We start from the raw sequence: 19,430 nt of genomic DNA on the forward strand, positions 1-19,430 counted from the left end.
TCTACATGGGTGCCTCCTTCGCCCCGAACCACAAGGGCATGCCGATGGTTCCCCAGGACGCCCGCATCGACTTCTTCTCCCGCCAGGTACTGACCGGACGCAATGTCATGGCCAAGTCCAGCTGGGGAAACCGCGTGCTCTCCCACGTCTACGGCGGATTGAACTACCAAGTAGAGCACCACCTGTTCCCGTCCATGCCGCGCGCCAACCTGGCCGGCGTCTCGCGCATCGTGCGCCAGTACTGCGACGAGCACCAGGTCCCGTACACCGTGGCCAGTGTCCGCGAATCCTACGCACAGGTGATCACCTACCTGAACAAGGTCGGGCTATCGGCCCGGGATCCTTTCGAGTGCCCGATGATCTCCGGTTACCGCGTCAGCGCATAGTCTAGGCTGAAGCAGCAAAGAGCTAGGATCCCTTGCCACCAAAGGCAAGGGTTCCTAGCTCTTTCCCGTCTGCGTCAAGGACAAGCATCTTTTCGCCGTCCTCCAGCTTGGCGGAGGCAGCGCGCGAGAGCCAGTCATCCACGCCTTCGCAGAACATCTTGGTCGAGGCGAGCGCGGCGAATTCCAGGTCTTCGGATGCGCTCCAGGTGCCGGCGAGGCGGTTGCAGCCATCGCTGCCGGTGATCTTGCCGTCTTCGGCAAGCTCCAGCCACGGCTGGCCTTGCTCCTTGCTGCCCCACAAGCCGACCGGATCCTGGAGTATCACGCTGGTCTCGCTTTCAGTTGGCTGGCTGGCGCCCGGCTCGCCCGGGGTCGCCCCGCAGGCGGCAACACCAAAAGCCAAAGACAGTGCCGCGGTGCGCAGGAAGAATCGCTTCATATCCCCCAGCCTAGGTCTTCGGCCCACCCGCTGGCCAGTACCGGATTACGGCTGGGAGTCTACTGGCTGGGTAGGCTCCTTCGGCCCGACAACCTCGATTGCCCCGGTCACCGTACGCTGCACGCCGGTGCTGACGGGAACGACTTCTTCGGCAACTGGCTTGCTGCGGGCAGCATGGCTATGGCGCAGATCAAGGATACCGACCAGCAAGGTGGCCAGGACCAAGAGGGAAATGGCAGCGAATGAGAGCGCCATGGCGATCGAGTACCCGGCTACGTGGTTCATGCCGTAGAAGACAGCGGTAATCACCGCAATGCCCACCGCAGTGCCCACGCGCTGGGAAGTCTGCATCAAGCCGCCGGCACTGCCGGAGTTGGCCACGGGAACTTCCATGAGGGTCAGCGCCTGGTTAGGCGAAATAATGAAGCCCTGGGCTACGCCGATGAAGGCCAGCGAAAGCAGCATCCACCAGATGTTCAGCAGCCCGCGATCCTCCAGGACCACCACGGCAATGGTGGCCAGCAGACCGAACAGGGCGCTGAGAATGCCGCCGATGACCATTTTTCGCCCCACGGTCATGACATAGCGTCCGGCGATGTCGGAGCTGAAGGCGGAGAGCAGGGCCGCGGGAAGGCAGATCAGCCCTGCCTGCAGGGCACTGAAACCCTGGGATTGCTGGACGTAAATGGCCACCAGCACCCAGACGCTGGAAACACCCATGAAGTACAGGCCCGCAATGAGCGTGCCGTTGGTGAAGCTGCGGATCTTGAACAGGGCCAATTCCACCATTGGTTCGCGCCCGAGCTTCTTGTACTTCTTCTCCCACCAGACCCAGAGCACCATGACCAGCACTGCCAAGGCCAGCAGCGACCAGAGCCATGGGGTTTCGCGGCCCTGGACGAATGGCAGGAGCAGGGCGAAAATGCCAACCGCCAGCAGGAGGCCGCCAACCGGGTCCAGATCCACCTTGCCCGCTGGCTTGTTGAACAGCGGCTTGGGCAGCCACAGCAGCGCCAGGACAATAGCCAGCACGCCGACCGGGACGTTGATCAAGAAGGTGGCGCGCCAGCCGGCGTCTTCGCCAAACCAGTTGATCAGCAATCCGCCCAGCACCGGCCCAATAGCTACCGAGAAGCCGACGGCGGTGCCCAGCAGCCCGTAGGCCCGGCCACGGGCCGCGCCACGGAAGTGCTGCTGGATCATGCCCATCACTTGGGGGTTGAGCAGGCCCGAGCCAACGCCCATGATGAAGCGGGCAATGTTCAATACCAGTGGATCCGCGGCCAGCCCTGCGAGGATGCTGGCGGCTGTGAAGATCGCCAAACCCGCCACGAACATCACGCCACGGCCCAGCAGGTCGCCGGCGCGTCCGGCAGCAACCAGAACCACGCCGAAGGTCAGCGCATATCCGGCCAATACCCACTGCAGGTCCGATTCGGTGGCATGCAGGGTGGAACCGATGGCAGGAAGAACCACGTTGACGATGCTGACCGAAACCAGCGACATGAACATCGCTGCCAGCAGCACGCCCAGCAATCGCCATCGCGCTCCGGCCGAGAGTTCTTCAGCAATTGGTACCGGATGCGGCTTGCTCTGGGACATGGGCCAACTTTCAAACGAATTCCAGGCCGCACAATCCTGCGGTCCTTCAACCTACAGCGTTGGCCAGCTGGCTAATATTCCCTGTCGAAGTGCTTATTTCATTCTTTGCGGTCTTCGGCGGCCCGGTTGAGCTCGAGCATCTGCGCAATGGCCAGCAACCGCAACTCGACGACTTCCCCGAAAAGGTCATCGCTGTCTTGCTGCGGCAGCTCGAGCGCTTGGCGTGCCAGCGGTGTCGGAACTTCCGGGTAGGCGTCAAGCAATTGGACCGGCACCAGCGAGCTCACGTAGTCCGGGCTGTCCTTCGAGCGGCGGTCATAGTAGTAATCCACATGCATCACGAAACCCAGGACATCCCGTTCCAGGGCGCGGACCATGGCCACTGCCTGCTTGAGCGTCAGGCCGATATCCACGAAGAAGGCGAGGATCCGTTCCATCAATTCATTGCGGAACGGGCCGGGCTCCACCTTGAGCTTTTCGTCGAGCGTCAATTGCGAGGCCCGGGGGTAGGCCCGGTAGGCCCGGCGCGTCGCGTTGTACGCTTCGGTCACCCCGAGCTTCCAGTCGTTGCAGTCGAACTCGATCAGCGGATTGATCGAGATGAAGCGCCCCACCGCCAGGTTGATGACTTCTTGGCGATCCGCCACGTAGTTGTACAACGCCCGCGGGGTGACATTGAATTCGGCCGCAAGACGGTGCATGGTCAGCGCGTCGTAGCCCTCGGCACCGGCGATTTCCAGAGCCTTCTGGGCCAGCTGCTCTTTGCTCAGGGACTGGAATTCAGAGTCCTTGCGCGGGCGCCCGCGACCACGTTTTGTCGGTTCAGGAGAGGAATTTTCCTTATTCTCGGCCATGTCACGAGGATATACGCATTTTCTCTGTAAATTCCCATTAAGCGCCTACAAGTATTGAAACTCCTAAAACAGGGCCAGCAATTTCCTGGCTCGTTCGTGCCACATGCCGGCAGCTAGCGCGAGATGTCCTACGGCGAAGCTCATGCCGCCAGCCAGCCACGGCCAGGCCAGGACCGCCCCGTAGGTTCCTGGCAGCGCAGCGACGAATCCAGCGGCCATCACCAGCAGGCCGGCTGCGACCAGCGCAATATGAGCCAGCTTCCAGCGGAAGGGCAACAGCATCGCCAGCACGGCCAGCAGCGCGGCCGGAGCCAGGATCAGCCATGGCGCAGCGCTGAAGCTGGCCAGGCCTTGGTAGCTGGCATACCCCAGGACCAGGATCAGCAGCACCGCCGCGCACACCAGCCAGCCGGGCCCGGGGCTTGCCATGGAACCGCGCATCATCAGCAGCGGGGTGAAAACCTGTGCCCAGAGCAGCACGGTCACCGGAATGAAAAAGAGCGAGAGCTGTCCGCCACCCGCCGCGCAGATAACGGTCATGATCACAGCCCCGACGATGTGGATGGTGGTGCCGGCACTATTGGGCAGCCACAAGGGAACCAGGCTGAGGATGACCGGAATGAACGCCAGCCAAATCAGCTGGGATCCGATCAGCAATTCGAGTTGCCCCAGCAGCCCGCCAACTCCCCCGGCAACAAAGCCGAAGCTCTGTTCGTTGGCCAAGGCGGCTTGCGGCGGGGCGAAAAGCACCACCATCAGGGTCAGCAGTGCGAGAGCGAAAATTGGCCACGCCAGAATACGCGTCAAGAAGTACTTGCCGCTGCCCACTTCCAGGGCTTCGGGCTCATGGCGTTCGAATTTGAGCGCGCGCGAGGCAGGCTCGCCGAGCAAGCGGATCAAATCGCTCTTGCGGCGTCCGCCGCCAGGCAGGCGGAGAATCTCCTGCTTGGTGGTTTCAATGACTTCGTTGCGTTCTTGCAAAGACAAGAAATCCAGCGCACGGCGAAGTTGCTCCAGGTAGTTGCGGGCGGCGCGCGGCAAGTAGGGCTTCATGCCTTTTACTCTACGTGCTCCGGCCCATGGGCTGACGCAGGCAAAATGGGGCAACGCCAGTGGCGTTGCCCCATCTGCCCGAAGTGGTCAGTTGCTGCGGGCTACTTGCCTGCGCCGGCGGTCAGGCCGCCGACAATGTACTTCTGCAAGAACAGGAACAATGCCATCACCGGGATCGCTGCCAGTACCGCACCGGCAGCGAAGACCGACCAGTTGGAGGTGAATTCCTCCGAGACGTAGGAGTACAGTCCCACAGCCAGCGTCTGGTTCTCCGGGGAGACCAGGATGACCGAGGCGATCACGAAGTCCGAGGTGCTGGAAATGAAGGACAGCAGGCCCACGACGGCCAGGATCGGTGCCACCAGGCGCAGGATCATGGTGAAGAAGATGCGGGCATGGCCAGCACCATCGATCTTCGCCGCTTCATCGATTTCCACCGGAATGGTGTTGAAGAAGCCGTACATCAGATAGGTGTTCACACCCAGTGCCCCGCCCAGGTACACCATGATCAATGCGATCTGGTTATCGATGCCCAAGACCGGGAAGACATCTCCCAGCGAGGTGAGCAGGATGAAGATCGCCACTACGGCCAGCAGCTGCGGGAAGATCTGCACAATCAGCAAGCTGACCAGGCCCACGCGGCGGCCGGTGAAGCGCATCCGCGAGAAGCTGTAGGCAGCCAAGGCGCCGAGGAACACCGAAGCGGCCGCCGTGGTCAGGCCGATCACCAAGGTGTTGATGAACCAGGCGCCGAAGGGACGCTGCTGATTCTGGAACAGCTCCACATAGCTGTTGAAGCCGATGGTGGTGAACAATCCGTTGGAAGACAGCAGGGTTCCATTGGGGTTCAGCGAGGCCGAGAGCACGTAGAGCAGCGGGAAGGCCGCATAGATGCACAGGGCCACGCCGATCAGGTGGCGCCAGCCGGTGGAGGCGAACCATTTGCCCAGGCCCTGGCGCCCCGCGCGTCCCTTGGGTGCGCCGGCTACCGGCCTGCCGGTGATTTCGGTGCTCATTAGTTCAGCTCCTCCAGTGCCTTGGTCTGCTTGAAACTGATAATCGAGATGATCGCGACGATCACGAAAATGATGATGGAGAAGGCGCTGGCCAGCCCATAGTCGCGCTGGGAGCCAACGAAGGCCACCTTGTAGACCATGGAGATCAGGATGTCGGTGGATCCCACGTTCAGTCCTGCATCCTGCATGCGCGGCCCGCCTTCGGTGAGCATGTAGATCACGTTGAAGTTGTTGAAGTTGAAGGCGAAGGAGCTGATCAGCAGCGGAGCCACCGAGACCAGCAGCAGCGGCAGCTTGATCAACCGGAAGATCTGGAACGGCTTCGCCCCGTCGATGGTGGCCGCTTCGGAGAGTTCATTCGGAATGGACTGCAGCGCCCCGGTGCAGACCAGGAACATGTACGGGAATCCGAGCCACAGATTCACCCAGAGCACGGAGAACTTCGCCAGCCACGGGTCGGTCAGCCAAGGGATCTGCGCTCCGCCCAGGAGCACCTGGTTGACGAACCCGAAGTCGCGGTTGAGCATGCCGGCCCAGACCAGCCCGCCCAGGAACGCAGGGAATGCGTAAGGCAGGATCGAGATGACGCGGTAGACCTTCCGCCCCTTCATGCGCATGTCGTTGAAGACAATCGCCAGGAACAGCCCGAGGAAGAAGGTGGTCGCCACCGACAGGAAGGCGAAGGCGAAGGTCCACACGGTGACAGAGAACAGGGCGTTGCGGATCGAGGAATCGGTGACCGCACGGGTGAAGTTCTCGAAGCCCACGTTGATGGACCAGCCGGGCATCAGCTGCGAGCCGTCTTGCGCGGTATACGCGCCCACGCCGGTGTCCCGGTACACCACGCCGGTCTGCTGATCGGTCATGGTGTCCGCGGCTTCATCATGCTTGATGGAGGAAGTGTACTGGTAGGCGGTGCGGCCATCGCTGGTGCGCACGGTGCCATCTGCCGGGTTCTCGGTGAATGGAACGGCCAGCGAGGTGACTTCCTGCTGGCGGCCCAGCAAATCGGCGAAAGCCAGTTCGGAGTAGTCACCCAGGCCAGCGGGGTCTACCGGGACGAAAGGATCATCCGCATCGCCGAGCAGCTGCTGGCCATCGCGCTCAATGAGCATCGCCAGCCCGTCTTGCCCCTCGAGGATGGACACCGGGTAGCCGGCTGATCCCTCGACGCGGTTCTGGTTGGATTGCAGCAGCGCGCTGATCGCGTCATCCTTATCCGAGTTGTGCCCCGAACCGTAGTTGGTGAAGGCGATATACCCGGTGTAGCCGATCACGAAGACCTGGAAGATCAGCAGGAAGATGGTGCCCGGCAGCAGGTACTTTGCCGGCAGCCATCCGCGCTTGAAGTAGACCACGTTGATCAGCACGGTAATGGCCGCGATCACCGCGGCGATCGCCCAGGCTTCGCGCCCCAGTGCGGTGAAGACCGCGAAGAGCGCGGTCGCATCGACGATCGCCACCAGGATGATCTTGGCGAGCATGGCGCCAGTGGAGGTACTGGTGGCGTTGGCGAAGCGCCTGGCTGCCGGTGACAGCTTGGGCTTCGTCTCCTCGGTGCCGGGTTGCGGCCCTTGGCGGGCGGTCTTTGTCATCTTCCAGATGTCCCTGTCGATCAAGTGCAGTTAGCGCTGGTGAATTGCAGGCGCTGGGACCCGGAGGAGTTCCTCCCGGCCCCAGCGCCCATCGTTGTGCCTGGTGGCAGGCGTTCCTACTTCGAGATGGCCTTTTCGATATCCGAGGTCATCTGCTTCCAGCGCTTGGCCGGATCAGCCTTGCCGGTGATGATCTCGGCCTCGGCTACGCCCCAGAACTCCCATACGGCAGCCATTTCCGGGATGTTCGGCATTGGCACGCCGTTGGCGCCGACCTCGCCGAAGGCAGCGATGGTTTCATCGGCCTTGGCCGCTTCGAATGCTGCCTTGTTTGCCGGCGGGCGGTTGCCTACCTCGTACAGTTCGGTCTGGACTTCTTCGGTGCCGATATAGTTGGTCAGGAATTCGGTAGCCGCCAGCAGGTTCTCGGTCTTCGCGGAAGCGAAGAAACCCTGCACGGCGACGAATGGCTGGGCCTGCTCGCCACCGGCCGATGGAATCGGGTCGATTTCCAGGTTGATTTCAGCTTCTTCTACTGCTTCCACGTTCCATGGACCGGTCAGGAAGAATGGCGAGTCGCCGGAGACGAACTTCTCCTTGGCAATGTCCCCGTCGAGGCTGGTCTTCAGGTTGCCTTCTTCGCCCTCTTCAGCCAGCCACTTGGCGAATTCGATGCCGCCCTCGTTGCCGATCTGCAGATCTGCCGGGTCATAGGCGCCCGTATCATCGGTGCCGAACACCGGTGCGCCGAAGGAGGTCTGGAACGGGTAGGCGTGGAATGGATCGCCGACGTCAGAGACCTGGACCAGGAACGGGAATTCGGTGCCGGCCTTCTCGCCGGCGGCAATCATGTCATCGAAGCTCTTTGGAGCTTCCTTGACCAGATCCGCATTACGCAGCAGGGCCAGGTTCTCGGTGGCGTAGGGAACGCCGTAGGTGTTGCCCTCGTAGCTCATGGCGTTGACCGCGACGTCCTGGAACTCGCCGGCCTTGTCGCCCAGCTCAACTGGCTGGACTACGCCGTTGTTGACCAGGTTGCCCAACCAGTCGTGGGCGCCGATGGTGATATCCGGGCCCTTGCCGGTTGGAACCTGGCGCAGGAAGTCTTCCTGGATCTTGGAGAAGTCCTTGATCACGAGGTCCACCTTGACCCCGGACTGCTTCTCGAAGTCAGCTGCTGCATCCTTGAGCACTGGCTCGCGGTTGGCGTCGACCCAGACGGTCAGCTTGCCGCCGGAGGCAGCTGCCGGCGAGGATTGCGCCGCTGCGGGGCTGGAGGAAACTGCTGGCGTGTTGGAGCCAGACCCGCCGCAGGCGGTGAGCGAGAGTGCGGCAATGGCCGTCAGTGCTCCGCCGAGAAGCCAAGGGTGCTTATTCACCTTCATGGGATGTCCTTTCGTGACAACTGTGTCATCAGGGACCGGGTCGGCCGCGATTTCCGCTGGGCCTGCCGGTCGGGTCTTTAGTGGAGCGAGTAACACATTGATTGTAAGCGTTTACAGCGTGGCACAGATCATGAAAATTGACAACAACGCCGATAAAAATCAGTTTTTATCGGCCGAGGCACGAATTCAGACCTCACCATGGAACGAAGGCTTTGAACCATAATTGCAAGCGTTTACAAACTGTGGTGAATCATTTATCGTTACCGTCATGACTTCAATTCGTTCAGCAGCTGATTCCCTTGTGCAATCCGAAGACTCGCAGTGGTGGCGCTCCTCGGTGATCTACCAGATCTACCCGCGCTCCTTCGCCGATTCCAATGGCGATGGGATGGGTGATCTGCGCGGCATTACCCAACGCCTGGAAAGCATCGCGCAGCTTTCGGTCGACGCGATTTGGCTTTCGCCATTCTTCACTTCCCCGCAAAAGGACGCCGGATACGACGTGTCGGACTACTGCGATGTGGATCCGCTGTTTGGAACCCTGGAGGACTACGACGCGATGGTGGCCAAGGCCCACGCATTGGGCCTGCGCGTCATCATCGACCTGGTTCCGAACCACTGCTCGGACCAGCACCCGTGGTTCCAGGAAGCACTCAAGGCCGCGCCCGGCTCCCCCGAACGTGACCGCTTCATCTTCAAGGACACCCCGGCAACCGGGCTCCCGAATAATTGGGATTCAGTCTTCGGCGGCCCCATGTGGACCGAAACCACGAATCCTGATGGCAGCGCCGGCCAGTCCTACCTGCATATCTTCGACTCCTCGCAGCCGGACTTCAACTGGCACAACGAGGAAGTGCGCGCGATGTTCCGCGACGTCCTGCGCTTCTGGCTGGACCGGGGCACCGACGGCTTCCGCGTTGACGTGGCCCACGGGCTGATCAAGGCCGAGGGCTTGCCGGACTTCACCCCGGACCCAAGCGGTGCCTCCATGGGCGGCACCGACGAACTGGCTCCGTGGTGGGGCCAGGATGGCGTGCATGAGATCTACCGCGACTGGCGCAAGGTCATGGACGAGTACGACGGCGAGCGCGTGCTGTGCGCCGAGGCTTGGGTCAATCCCCTGTCGCTGATGGCCAAGTGGGTGCGCGAGGACGAGATGCACCAGGCTTTCAACTTCCCTTATCTCTCTTGCGACTTCGATGCCCAGCAGATCCGCGAAACCATCGACCAGTCTCTGGAGGAGTTCGGCAAGGTCGGCGCCCCGAGCACCTGGGTGCTCTCCAACCATGACGTGGTGCGCCATGCGACCCGCTTGGCGCTGACCGATGAGAACCCGCAGGGCGAGGGCATCGGCCTGAACACCCCGAACCTGCCGGAGGCTGCCGTGGGATTGCGTCGCGCTCGTGCTTCCAGCGCGTTGATGCTGGCCCTGCCAGGTGGCGCCTACATCTACCAGGGCGAAGAGCTGGGCCTGCCAGAAGCCGTTGAACTGCCGGATGAGGCGCGCCAGGATCCTACCTGGTTGCGCACCAATGGCGAGCGCTACGGGCGTGACGGCTGCCGGGTGCCCTTGCCCTGGGAAAGCGGCAAGCCCGCTTTCGGCTTCAGCGCGACCGGTGAAAGCTGGCTGCCGCAGCCGGCAGGCTGGGACTCCTACGCCCGCGATGCGCAGGTCGATGACCAGTCCTCCACGCTGAACCTGTACCGCCGCCTGTTGCAGCTGCGCCAGGATCATGCACTGGGCACCGGCACCCTGGATTGGGTCGAAGGCACCGGAGATGATGTTCTGGCTTTCGCCAACGGCACTGTGCTGGTCGTGGCCAACTACGCTGCAACTGCACAGCCTTTGCCTGCCGGTGCGCAGGGCGCCACCGAACTGGTGCGCAGCCAAAGCGAGATTTCGGCGGAACCGGGAATGATTCCGGGCGAAACCACGCTCTGGTTCCAGTTGCCGTAGCCGGCCATCTGCTGACCGGCTGCAGCCGCACCGGGTAATGTTGGGCAGGAGCCGTGGCCAGGGGAAGGAATTTCCCCTAGCCACGGCTGTGCCTATGAAGGAAGGAAGAGAAGTGGCCGGGATCAAAGACGTCGCACAAGCCGCTGGCGTATCCATTGCCACCGTCTCGCGCGCATTATCTGGCCGGGGTTCTGTCTCCGCGTCCGCGCAGGAGGCTGTGCAGCGCGCCGCCACCGAGCTGGGCTATGTGGTCTCATCTTCCGCGTCCGGGCTGGCCTCGGGACGGACCCGCAACATCGGCGTGCTCGTTCCGGTGATCAACCACTGGTTCTATGCCTGCGTGCTGGAAGGCATTTCCAGCCGCTTGATGGACGAGGGCTATGACACCACGCTCTATCAGCTGACCAAGGACCGCACCCAGCGCGAGAAGATCTTCTCCGATTTCCTGCTGCGCCAGCGCGTGGATGCGGTGATCGCGGTCAACGTCGAGTTGGCTGGGGACGAGGTCCAGGCGCTGCTGGCCATGGACAAGCCCCTGGTTGGCGTGGGAGGACCGCTTCCCGGTGTGCCGACCCTGCACGTGAATGACGAAGCGATTTCTGCCCTCGCGACCGGGCACCTCATCTCCCTGGGCCATGAACGCATTGGCTTCATCGGCGGCAACGCGGAAACCGATGTGGATTTCATGGTGCCCACCCACCGCCGCACCGGCTACGAGCGGGCGCTGGCCGAGGCTGGACTTGAACTGGATGAGTCGCTGTTCGCCAGCGCGGACTTCTCCATGGCCCAGGGCTACGCGGTGGCCAAGCAGCTGCTGGGCAACCCGGCATCCCGTCCTACGGCAGTGTTCGCAGCCAGTGATGAAATGGCCATTGGCGCGATCCTGGCCGCCCGCGATCTCGGTTTGCAGCTGCCCCATGACCTGTCGGTCATCGGCGTGGACAATCACGACCTGGCCGAGCTCTTCGGCTTGACCACCGTCGAGCAGCGTCCGCATGAGCAGGGGCAGCTGGCGGTCGCCATGCTGCTGCGTGCTATCCGTGGCCAGGAACCGGCGCAGGCCCACGAGTTGGGCCATCGGTTGATCGTGCGTTCCTCCACCACCCGCCCCGCCCAGTAACCTGGCCAGGCAGTCGGGTCCCGCATGCCGGCGGCCTAGGCGCAATGGATGGCGGTGGCCGGACGTCGGCCGTGCAGCAAACTGCCCGCTGCATCAGCCTGCTGATCGCCAAACCACCGGTCGCCAGACGCGCAAATGCCCGCGCGGGCCAGGATCGCTTGATCCCTTGCCTGCGCGGGCATTATGCTGCCGCGAAACTAGTGCGCCACGCGCGAGTCGGTCTGTTCGCCCTCAATTTCTTCCACGTGCAGGTTGCGTCCACGGGTCTCGCCCACCCAGAGCACCGCTGCCACGGAAATGATGGTCAGCACCATGATGTAGATGGCAATCGAGATCGAAGAGCCTGTGGTCTCCAGCAGGATCTGCGCCACGGTGGCCGCGAAGGCGCCGCCCAGAATGGCGCCAATGGCGTAGCCAATGGAGATGCCCGAGTAGCGGATCTGCGCCGGGAACATCTCCGCGTACATCGCCGACTGCGGGCCGTAGGACAAGCCCAGGCCAACGGTCAGCACGAAGATCGCAATGGTGTACAGCATGATGTTTCCGGTGTCGACCATCAGGAACATCGGGATCATCCAGATGAACACCAGCGCGTAGCCGATCACGAAGGTATTGCGGCGCCCGATCTTGTCCGAGAGCCAGCCGCCGACCAGGGTGAAGATCAGCCAGCCCACCGAACCGATGGTAGTAGCCAGGAGGATCGGTGCCACCGGCATCTCGAGGACCTTGGTGGTGTAGGAAATGAAGAACGCGATCACCAGGTAGCCGGCGGCGTTGTTCGAGATGAAGATCAGCGCGGCCTGCAGGACCTGCTTGGAATGGCTGGTCATCAGCTCGCGCAGCGGGGTGTGCTCGGAAGCCTTGCGCTGGGCGAGCTGCTTGAAGACCGGGGATTCCTCAACCGCACGGCGGATCATGTAGCCCACGAAGATCAGCGCAATGGAGAGCAGGAACGGAATGCGCCAGCCCCATGCGGCGAACTCTTCCGGGCTCATCGCAACGCGCAGGATGTAGAGCAGGCCGGTAGCCAGGATCATGCCGATGGGCACGCCGATCTGCGGGTAGGCGCCGAAGTAGCCGCGGCGATCCTTCGGTGCGTGCTCTACCGCCATCAAGGCTGCACCGCCCCATTCGCCACCGGCCGAGAAGCCCTGGACTACGCGCAGGAGCACCAGCAGGATTGGCGCGGCCACGCCGATGGACGCGTAGGTTGGCAGCAGGCCAATGGCCGCGGTGGCAACGCCCATGAGGATCAGGGTGAGCACCAGGATGCGCTTGCGTCCGTAGCGGTCGCCCAGGTGGCCGGCAACCACTGCGCCCAGGGGACGGAAGAAGAAGGAGATGCCAATCATTGCGAAGGAAAGGATCTGCGCGACACCCGGATTCGACTGCCCCAGGGGCTCGAGGAACAACGGGGTCAGCAGGGTCGCGGTGAGCTGGGCGAAAATGAAGAAGTCGTACCACTCAATGGTGGTGCCCACCAGGGTGCCGGCAAGAACCCGGCGCTCCTCCTGGGTGCGAGTGACAGTCGATGACATGAGTTGGCCTTTTTTGCGAGTTGTTTACCGACCGTTCGGACGGTTTATGTCGCACACCATCATATGCCCACAGTGAAGCAGATCACAAGATCTATCCAAATCGTGACCAGCTCCAGCCAGGCACCCTCTCCCGCAATGGGCTGGGAATTCGGTGTTCTAATAGAGAACGACTAAAATCGGATATAGATCACCGACCGCTTGGTCCCCAGATTCACTACGAAGGCCCTCGACGACGTTCCAGCAGCGCCGCACGCCAGATTGAAGAGCAATGCCTACCTCCCAGACGCTTTCGCGTGGAATCCGCGTCCTTGAAATCGTCGCCAATTCCCCGGTCAACCTTTCCATCGCGGAAATCGCCGCGAAACTGGAAGTCCACCGCTCCATTGCCTACCGCATCATCCGCACCCTGGAGCAGCATCACCTGCTCAACCGCGACGAGGCCGGGCACATCCGTTCCGCTTCCGGCTTGGCCGTGCTCGCCCGCTCGGTCCAGCGCGACCTGCAGGCGGCCGCCACCCCGGAACTCACCGCGCTGGCCAACGAGCTGTCGATGACTGCTTTCGTAGCCGTCTGGGAACACGACCTGTGCACCACCTTGCAGTCGGTCTCCCCGTTGAACTCCCAGCGCGCGATCGTCCATCGCCCGGGCTCGGTGCACGGCATGGATGTGGGAGCAGCCGGCATCGCGATCCAGTCGCGCTATGCCAAGGCCGAGTGGGATGCCCTGGACACGGGCATCGAGTACCGCGAAGCTGCCGTCGCGGCCCGGATTGACGGCTATGCCACCAGCGAGAATGAAGTCATCCAGGGCGTGACGTCCATTGCCGTTCCGATCCAGCATTCCGGGCAAACCCCGGCGGCCTTGGCCGTCGTCTTCGCCGCCAGCACGGTCGGCGGGTACGAGCGCATGATCGAGGAACTCAAGCACGCAGCGGCGCGCATCAGCGAAAAGCTCGCGCACTAGCAATTCCCGGCGGGGAAAGAAGAATCCCGTTGCCCTTCGCCTGCTGGGCGAGGTGCAACGGGATGCTTCTTATCCAGCTTTGCTGGCCGGCCGCAAGATGCGCAGAGTTCTTGCCCTAGCGGACGCGGGCCAGCGACGGGGACTTCGCGACAACGATCTTCATCGCCACAGCGGCCAGGAAGATCACCAGCGCGCCACCGGTGGAGACCCAGAAGGCGCCGAGGTAGCCCAGGGTCTCGGCGAAGACGCCGGCCAAGCCGTTTCCGATCGCGGTTCCCACAACAATGCCGGCAGAGAGCATGGTCATTACGGTGGACAGTCGCTGCGGCGGAGCGACTTCGCCGCCCAGGGTCATGACCGTGACGATCACCGGCCCTACCGCAAATCCTGCGATGAACAGGGCAACGAGCATCAGCGGGACATTGCCGGCCACGTGCAGCCCGAAGCTGAGCACGGTCAGCGCCGCACCGCACAGGATCCAGCGGTTGATCTGCTTGAAGGCCTGCGGCCAAGCGGCCACGGAGATCGCGGCAATCGCGCTGGAGAAGCCCATGGCGCCATAGAGCAGGCCGCCGGAGTTGGAATCGCCCTGCGCCCCGGCAAAGGCCAGGGTACCGGCCGCCGAGGAACCGAAGACCGTGCCCAGCGCCATCATGCCCAGGACCAGGGCGCCGATCGCGGCAACCTGCGCGCCGCTGATCGAGACCTTGGGAGTGTGCTCGGCGGTTCTCGCCGGCTTCACCGCATTGCCGGTACGGTGCGAGGCGAACACCGGCACCAGCACCAGGGTCAGCAGGGCGGCAAGGTAGAGCGGCAGCACCGGATCCACCAGGGATGCCAGCAGGCCCACGGCAACCGGGCCGAAGACGAAGCCCAGTTCATCGAACATGGACTCCAGGCTCAGTGCCGCCGAAAGGACCTTGTGGTTCTTCTTCTGCTGGCGGGTGATCGCAATCCAGCGGACGCGGGACATCGGGCCGACCTGCGGGCCGGTAGCACCGGTGGCCAGGCACATGATCGAGAGCAAGGCCGCGGACATATCCGGTCCCGAGTCGGCAAACAGCGTCAGGGCAACCAGCAGGATGGTGTGGATGACCGCGACAGTGGTCAATACCGGACGCTGGCCCACCCGGTCAGCCAGATAGCCGATGCTCGGACCGCCAATGGCGGACCCCAGGCCAACCATGGCCGCGGCCAAGCCGCCCATGGCATATGAGCCGGTGGTAGCAGTTACCAGGGTCATGGACCCGATGGTGAGCATCGCCAGCGGGAGGCGTGCAAGGAAAGTAAGCGGCAGGAAGGGTGCTCCTACCAAAGGAACTAACGCGGAGTATCCGGACATCTTCTCGGATTCCTCACTGTTTTCCTTCGACAAAGTAGGCTGAGTCAACAAAACTCCATGACGAAGCGTGCGTCGTCCCACACCCCCCGACGCACAAAATTTCCCAGGCATGCCTGATGGCACTACTTTCAAGATAGCTACTGCCTTGGGGCAAGTCCAATCTATCCAGCCAAGATCACAGTGCCGTCGCGTTCAATGGTGGAACCGTGCTGGGTCTTGCTGACCGAAATCCGATTGGTGATGCGCTGCTTCATTTCTGCCACGTGGGAGACCAAGCCGATGGTCCGTCCCCCGGCACGCAAGTTTTCCAGCGCCTGCATGACTTCTTCCAGCGTCTCGGCATCCAGCGAACCGAAGCCTTCATCGACGAAGAGCGTCTGCATGTCCACGGCCCCGGAATGGTGCGAAATGACATCCGCCAGGCCCAGTGCCAGGGCCAGCGAGGCCATGAAGGTCTCGCCTCCGGAGAGCGTCTGGGTTTCCCGGCGCTTCCCGGTCCACGAATCGAGCACCTGCAACCCCAACCCGGACTTCGAATTGCCCTGCTTGGAATCATCATGGTGCAGCGAGTAGCGGCCGCCGGACATCATGCCCAGGCGCTGCGTTGCGGCGATGGCCACTTCCTCCAGCCGGGCCGCGAGCACATAGGTGCTCAGCGTCATCTTGTAGAGGTTCTCTCCCCCGCCACGAATCACTTCAGCCAATCCGCGCAGCCGGCGGTAGTCCTCGATGACCGGGCCTGCCTCGGTCCGCTGGCGTTCAAGATCAGTGGCTGCTTGCTCGTGGCGAGCGAGCTGGGTCTGCGCCAGCACTTCTTGTTCCCGCGCCGCTTCGAAGCATTCTTCGGCGAGGGAAGAGCGCAGCTTCGCTTCGGCAATCCCTTCTTCGCTTGGCCCTTCCAGGCCCTGCGCGGATAATTCCTGGGCCTTGCGGCAGTCCTGCGACGCTTCAAGCGTGGCAATGGCACTGGCCAGATCGGCATCGGCACGCTGCAGCTGGCGCAGGCGCTCGCGTTCGGCGCTGTCCAGCAAGGCGGCCTCGAAGGCAGCCGGATTCTCGAAACCGGCGGCCGTGCGCTGGCTATTCCAGGTGGCCTCGGCCTTCTCCAGCGCCTCGCTAGCCTCAAGGAAACGACGCAGGTGCTGCACTGCGCTGGCCAAGCCCTGGGACGTGGCGGACAGCTGCGCCACAAGTTCGGCCAGGTTCTCCCGGCCTTGGCGCAGCTGCTCCAGCTTGGCATCGAGTTCTGCCAGCTGGGTTTGCAGGGACTGCGCACGCTGCTTCGCTGTGGCGTGCTCGAGCACCGCCTGGGATGCCCGCGCGTTCTGCTGCTCGGTACGCTGGCGCACCGCGTCCAGCTTTGCCACGCGGGCAGCGATTTCTCCTTGCTGCTTCTGCTCCCGTTCCAGCCCGGCCTGCGCCGTGGCAAGCTCCGTCCGCAGGTCCGCGACCGAGGCGTCGCCCGCGGCTTCCTGCGCGGCCTGGAACTTGGCCACCAGGGTGTCGCGCGCCTGCGCGGCCCGTTGCCCGGCAGCTCTTGCCGCAGCCACCGCGGCTTCCAGCGCTTGGATCTGCTCATCGTCGATCAGCGGCGCATCGGCATCCGCCCGGGCCGGGGCGGGATGCTCTTGCGCACCGCAGACCAGGCACGGTTGCCCGTCTTCCAGCGCGGCAGCCAATCGCAAAGCGCTCTGGGCCAGCTGTTCGGTACGCAGGTCAAGCAAGGTATTGGCTACGCCTACAACCTCCAGCTCTTGTGCACTGGACTTCTCCCGTGCGGCCAGCGCCTGCTTCTCCAGGGCGTCGCGCTCGGTGGCATGCTGGATCCTGGTCTCCAGCCCCTTCACGTGTTCCTTGGCCTGCTGGACCTTGCCGCCGGCGGCTACCTGATCGAGGTCCGCGGCTTCCAGCGCAGCACGTTCGGCCTTGAGCAAGGCAACTTCGGCTTCGGCCTGGGCACGGGTCTCTTCCTGCGCAGCGGCCAGTTCGGCGGCCTTGCGTGCCTGGCCGGCCAGGACGTCGCGGCGCTTTTCATCGTCCAGGCCCGCCTTGGCCACCGCTAGTTCTTCGGCCGCTTGCTGCGCCGGCAGGCGCAGCTGCTCCAGACCGGCAGCGTCGGCACTGGGGTCCAGTCCCTGTTCGGTTTCAAGCCACAGCTTGCTGTCCAGCCAGGTGCCCTTGGCCTGCTCCTGGGCGACGGATGCTTCCTGGAGCTGGGCCTGGTAGGCACGCACCGCGCCTGCCTTGGCATCGCTGTCCAAGCGCGCGGCAGCCGCTGCGGCCGCTTCATGGTTCTGGGCATAGCCGGCCTGCATGCCGCGCAGCTCGGCCAGGCGCGCGAAGATCCGGCGGCGTTCCTCCAGGGCCTGCGCCTGCTCGCGGGTGCGGGTCATCTCGGTGCGCAGTTTGGCCGCTTCGAGGGCCGAGTCCCGGTGAACCGCCGCGATCCGGCGGTGATAGCCGGCGAACTGCTCGGCACTGCTCAGGTCCACCGCCGCGGCCTGTCCAGCGCCATCGGCGTCGGCGTTCGCTTCGCCGTCGGCCTCGGCGGGCTCATCGCTGGCTTCGCGGCCAGCGAGGAACGCCCGGGCAGCGGAATGGATGGCCTCTTCGCTGGCGCTCAGGCGTGCTTCCAGGCTCTCGGTTTTCTTGCGCTCTTCGGCCAGCCGAGCGGCGAATTCATCCTCGATCCGCGCATAGCCGCTGGTATCGAAGAGATTCGCCAGGAGATCTTCGCGGTCCTTGGCCTTGGCCCGCAGGAAGTCCGCAAAGCCGCCCTGCGGCAGCATGACTACCTTGGTGAACTGCTCGCGGTCCAGACCCAGCAGGCTGCCCAGGACGTGGCCCACCTCGTCGTTGCGGGTGGACAGTTCCTTCCAGCCCGAACCGGTGAACTCGCGCAGGAAGCTGGCGGCCTTCTGCTCGGTGGTCTTGTTCTTGCCGCGCTTGGACGGGCGCATCCAGGCCGGCGAACGGGTGACCTCGAAGCGCCGGTCGCCGATGGTCAGCTCGCAGACCACTTCCGGAGCCAAACCGGCCGGGGCATGGTCCGAACGGATCTGCCGGCTGCCGGCGCGGCTTCCGGGCAACGCACCGTACAGGGCGTAGCAGATCGCATCCAGGATGCTGGACTTGCCGGCACCGGTGGGGCCATCAAGCAGGAACAGCCCGCCTTCGGCCAATTCATCGAAGTCGATCTCTTCGGTGCCTGCGAAGGGCCCGAACGCCTGGATCTGGAGTTTGTGGATTCTCACTGGCTGGCCTGTGCCTCTCGGGTGGCTTGGATGACGGCGCCGATGACTTCCCGTTCCAGTTCATCGGCCGCGCGTTCGCGGACATGTTCCATGAAGTCCCCCACCACTTGTTCGGTGCTGGCGGCCTTGGCCATGCGCTCGGCATAGCTCGCCGGCTTGGCATCCCCGCCGGCGTGGTCGGGGGCGAAATTGAGCACCACGGTGTCGGGGAAACGGGTTCGAATCGTTGCCATCGCGTCGGCGGGGCGTTCGCTATCGGTCAGCGTGACCTGGCACCATGCATCGGCGGCGGATTCCAGTTCCGGATCCGCCAGGAGCTCAGCGAGCTTGCCCTTGAGGATGGCCAATTTCTTCGGCACCGGAAGCAGGACTTCCTGCACGGACTCTATGCCCCGGGCGTTGGTGTCGATCAGCCATACGCCCTTGCGCTGCGTTGCCTCGGAGAAGGAGTATGCCAGCGGAGAGCCCGAATAGCGCACGTGCTCCTTGACCTTCTGCCGTCCATGCAGGTGCCCCAGCGCCGAGTAGTCGAAGCGCTCGAAAAGCTCTGCCGGAACCACGTCGAGGTTGCCGGTGCTCAGCTCGCGTTCGGAGTCGCTGCCGTAGCCGCCGGCGGCGAACAGGTGGGCCATCGCGATGGAAACTACCGGTTTTTCCCCTGCCCGCAGTTGCGCAAGATCTTCTTCGATCTGCGCGATGGCCGCTCGGACCACCGCTTCGTGGTTGGCCTTTTCCACGCCCAGGCGTTCCATCACCATGCGCGGTTCCAGGTACGGGATACCGTAGATGGCCACCCAGTGATCGCCGGCATCGTGGATAACCGGCAGCAGCATGCGCTGGAGGTCGGCGATGATGTGCACCCCGGCGCTGTCCAGGAGCTCTGCGCCGAAGCCCAGACGGGAGGCCGAGTCGTGGTTGCCGCTGG

Annotated in this window: 15 protein-coding genes; 4 read left to right on the forward strand and 11 right to left on the reverse strand. The window is 63.5% G+C overall.

What is annotated here, in order from left to right; all coding sequences use genetic code 11:
• A partial coding sequence (locus ACNPN0_RS06880) for a fatty acid desaturase (protein ID WP_448938867.1) occupies positions 1-386 on the forward strand: 386 nt, incomplete at its 5' end.
• A gap of 22 nt (positions 387-408) precedes the next feature.
• On the opposite strand, the gene ACNPN0_RS06885 is transcribed toward ACNPN0_RS06880, so the two are convergent.
• The 7 genes from ACNPN0_RS06885 to ACNPN0_RS06915 form a co-directional block, all read right to left on the reverse strand.
• Positions 409-825: an META domain-containing protein gene (locus tag ACNPN0_RS06885; protein ID WP_105658452.1), complete on the reverse strand. Its 417-nt coding sequence runs from the start codon at positions 823-825 to the stop codon at positions 409-411.
• A 45-nt stretch (positions 826-870) separates the two neighbouring features.
• A complete protein-coding gene (locus ACNPN0_RS06890) occupies positions 871-2,427 on the reverse strand; it encodes an MFS transporter (protein ID WP_105658451.1) in 1,557 nt (518 codons plus the stop codon).
• A 98-nt stretch (positions 2,428-2,525) separates the two neighbouring features.
• Positions 2,526-3,281, reverse strand: a complete 756-nt coding sequence (locus ACNPN0_RS06895; protein WP_402697297.1) for a TetR/AcrR family transcriptional regulator — start codon at positions 3,279-3,281, stop codon at positions 2,526-2,528.
• 63 nt (positions 3,282-3,344) lie between these two features.
• Positions 3,345-4,334: a hypothetical protein gene (locus ACNPN0_RS06900; protein ID WP_402697295.1), complete on the reverse strand. Its 990-nt coding sequence runs from the start codon at positions 4,332-4,334 to the stop codon at positions 3,345-3,347.
• Positions 4,335-4,435: 101 nt separating this feature from the next.
• Positions 4,436-5,350: a sugar ABC transporter permease gene (locus ACNPN0_RS06905; protein WP_105658448.1), complete on the reverse strand. Its 915-nt coding sequence runs from the start codon at positions 5,348-5,350 to the stop codon at positions 4,436-4,438.
• On the reverse strand, positions 5,350-6,945 hold the full coding sequence (locus ACNPN0_RS06910) for an ABC transporter permease subunit (protein ID WP_332504039.1): 1,596 nt from the start codon (positions 6,943-6,945) through the stop codon (positions 5,350-5,352). Before ACNPN0_RS06910 ends, ACNPN0_RS06905 begins: the two co-directional genes overlap by 1 nt.
• 116 nt (positions 6,946-7,061) lie before the next feature.
• The gene (locus ACNPN0_RS06915; protein ID WP_448938247.1) at positions 7,062-8,330 is read right to left on the reverse strand and encodes a sugar ABC transporter substrate-binding protein; all 1,269 of its coding nucleotides are present in this window, start codon (positions 8,328-8,330) and stop codon (positions 7,062-7,064) included.
• Between the two features lie 268 nt (positions 8,331-8,598).
• On the opposite strand from ACNPN0_RS06915, the gene ACNPN0_RS06920 reads away from it, so the two are divergent.
• Both ACNPN0_RS06920 and ACNPN0_RS06925 read left to right on the forward strand, forming a co-directional pair.
• Positions 8,599-10,287, forward strand: a complete 1,689-nt coding sequence (locus ACNPN0_RS06920) for a glycoside hydrolase family 13 protein (protein ID WP_448938248.1) — start codon at positions 8,599-8,601, stop codon at positions 10,285-10,287.
• Between the two features lie 112 nt (positions 10,288-10,399).
• Positions 10,400-11,407, forward strand: coding sequence for a LacI family DNA-binding transcriptional regulator (locus ACNPN0_RS06925; protein WP_105658460.1), 1,008 nt, complete (start codon positions 10,400-10,402; stop codon positions 11,405-11,407).
• 197 nt (positions 11,408-11,604) lie between these two features.
• Here the strand turns inward: ACNPN0_RS06925 and ACNPN0_RS06930 are convergent, their stop codons facing one another.
• Entirely contained in the window at positions 11,605-12,945 is a 1,341-nt protein-coding gene (locus tag ACNPN0_RS06930) for an MFS transporter (RefSeq protein WP_448938249.1), read from the reverse strand.
• A gap of 268 nt (positions 12,946-13,213) precedes the next feature.
• On the opposite strand from ACNPN0_RS06930, the gene ACNPN0_RS06935 reads away from it, so the two are divergent.
• Positions 13,214-13,909, forward strand: coding sequence for an IclR family transcriptional regulator (locus ACNPN0_RS06935; RefSeq protein ID WP_105658443.1), 696 nt, complete (start codon positions 13,214-13,216; stop codon positions 13,907-13,909).
• 115 nt (positions 13,910-14,024) lie between these two features.
• Here ACNPN0_RS06935 and ACNPN0_RS06940 read toward each other — a convergent pair whose 3' ends face one another.
• The 3 genes from ACNPN0_RS06940 to ACNPN0_RS06950 form a co-directional block, all read right to left on the reverse strand.
• On the reverse strand, positions 14,025-15,299 hold the full coding sequence (locus ACNPN0_RS06940) for an MFS transporter (RefSeq protein ID WP_133834433.1): 1,275 nt from the start codon (positions 15,297-15,299) through the stop codon (positions 14,025-14,027).
• 113 nt (positions 15,300-15,412) lie between these two features.
• Positions 15,413-18,505, reverse strand: coding sequence for an AAA family ATPase (locus ACNPN0_RS06945; protein ID WP_448938250.1), 3,093 nt, complete (start codon positions 18,503-18,505; stop codon positions 15,413-15,415).
• A partial coding sequence (locus tag ACNPN0_RS06950) for an exonuclease SbcCD subunit D (RefSeq protein WP_448938868.1) occupies positions 18,502-19,430 on the reverse strand: 929 nt, incomplete at its 5' end. The genes ACNPN0_RS06945 and ACNPN0_RS06950, both read right to left, overlap by 4 nt.

Source organism: Glutamicibacter sp. AGC84, from assembly GCF_053543575.1.

Coding starts and splice junctions, on each gene's coding strand:
- ACNPN0_RS06885 (WP_105658452.1), bottom strand. CDS start 825: ATGAAGCGATTCTTCCTGCGCACCGCGGCACTGTCTTTGGCTTTTGGT.
- ACNPN0_RS06915 (WP_448938247.1), bottom strand. CDS start 8,330: ATGAAGGTGAATAAGCACCCTTGGCTTCTCGGCGGAGCACTGACGGCC.
- ACNPN0_RS06895 (WP_402697297.1), bottom strand. CDS start 3,281: ATGGCCGAGAATAAGGAAAATTCCTCTCCTGAACCGACAAAACGTGGT.
- ACNPN0_RS06910 (WP_332504039.1), bottom strand. CDS start 6,945: ATGACAAAGACCGCCCGCCAAGGGCCGCAACCCGGCACCGAGGAGACG.
- ACNPN0_RS06920 (WP_448938248.1), top strand. CDS start 8,599: ATGACTTCAATTCGTTCAGCAGCTGATTCCCTTGTGCAATCCGAAGAC.
- ACNPN0_RS06905 (WP_105658448.1), bottom strand. CDS start 5,350: ATGAGCACCGAAATCACCGGCAGGCCGGTAGCCGGCGCACCCAAGGGA.
- ACNPN0_RS06890 (WP_105658451.1), bottom strand. CDS start 2,427: ATGTCCCAGAGCAAGCCGCATCCGGTACCAATTGCTGAAGAACTCTCG.
- ACNPN0_RS06935 (WP_105658443.1), top strand. CDS start 13,214: ATGCCTACCTCCCAGACGCTTTCGCGTGGAATCCGCGTCCTTGAAATC.
- ACNPN0_RS06900 (WP_402697295.1), bottom strand. CDS start 4,334: ATGAAGCCCTACTTGCCGCGCGCCGCCCGCAACTACCTGGAGCAACTT.
- ACNPN0_RS06930 (WP_448938249.1), bottom strand. CDS start 12,945: ATGTCATCGACTGTCACTCGCACCCAGGAGGAGCGCCGGGTTCTTGCC.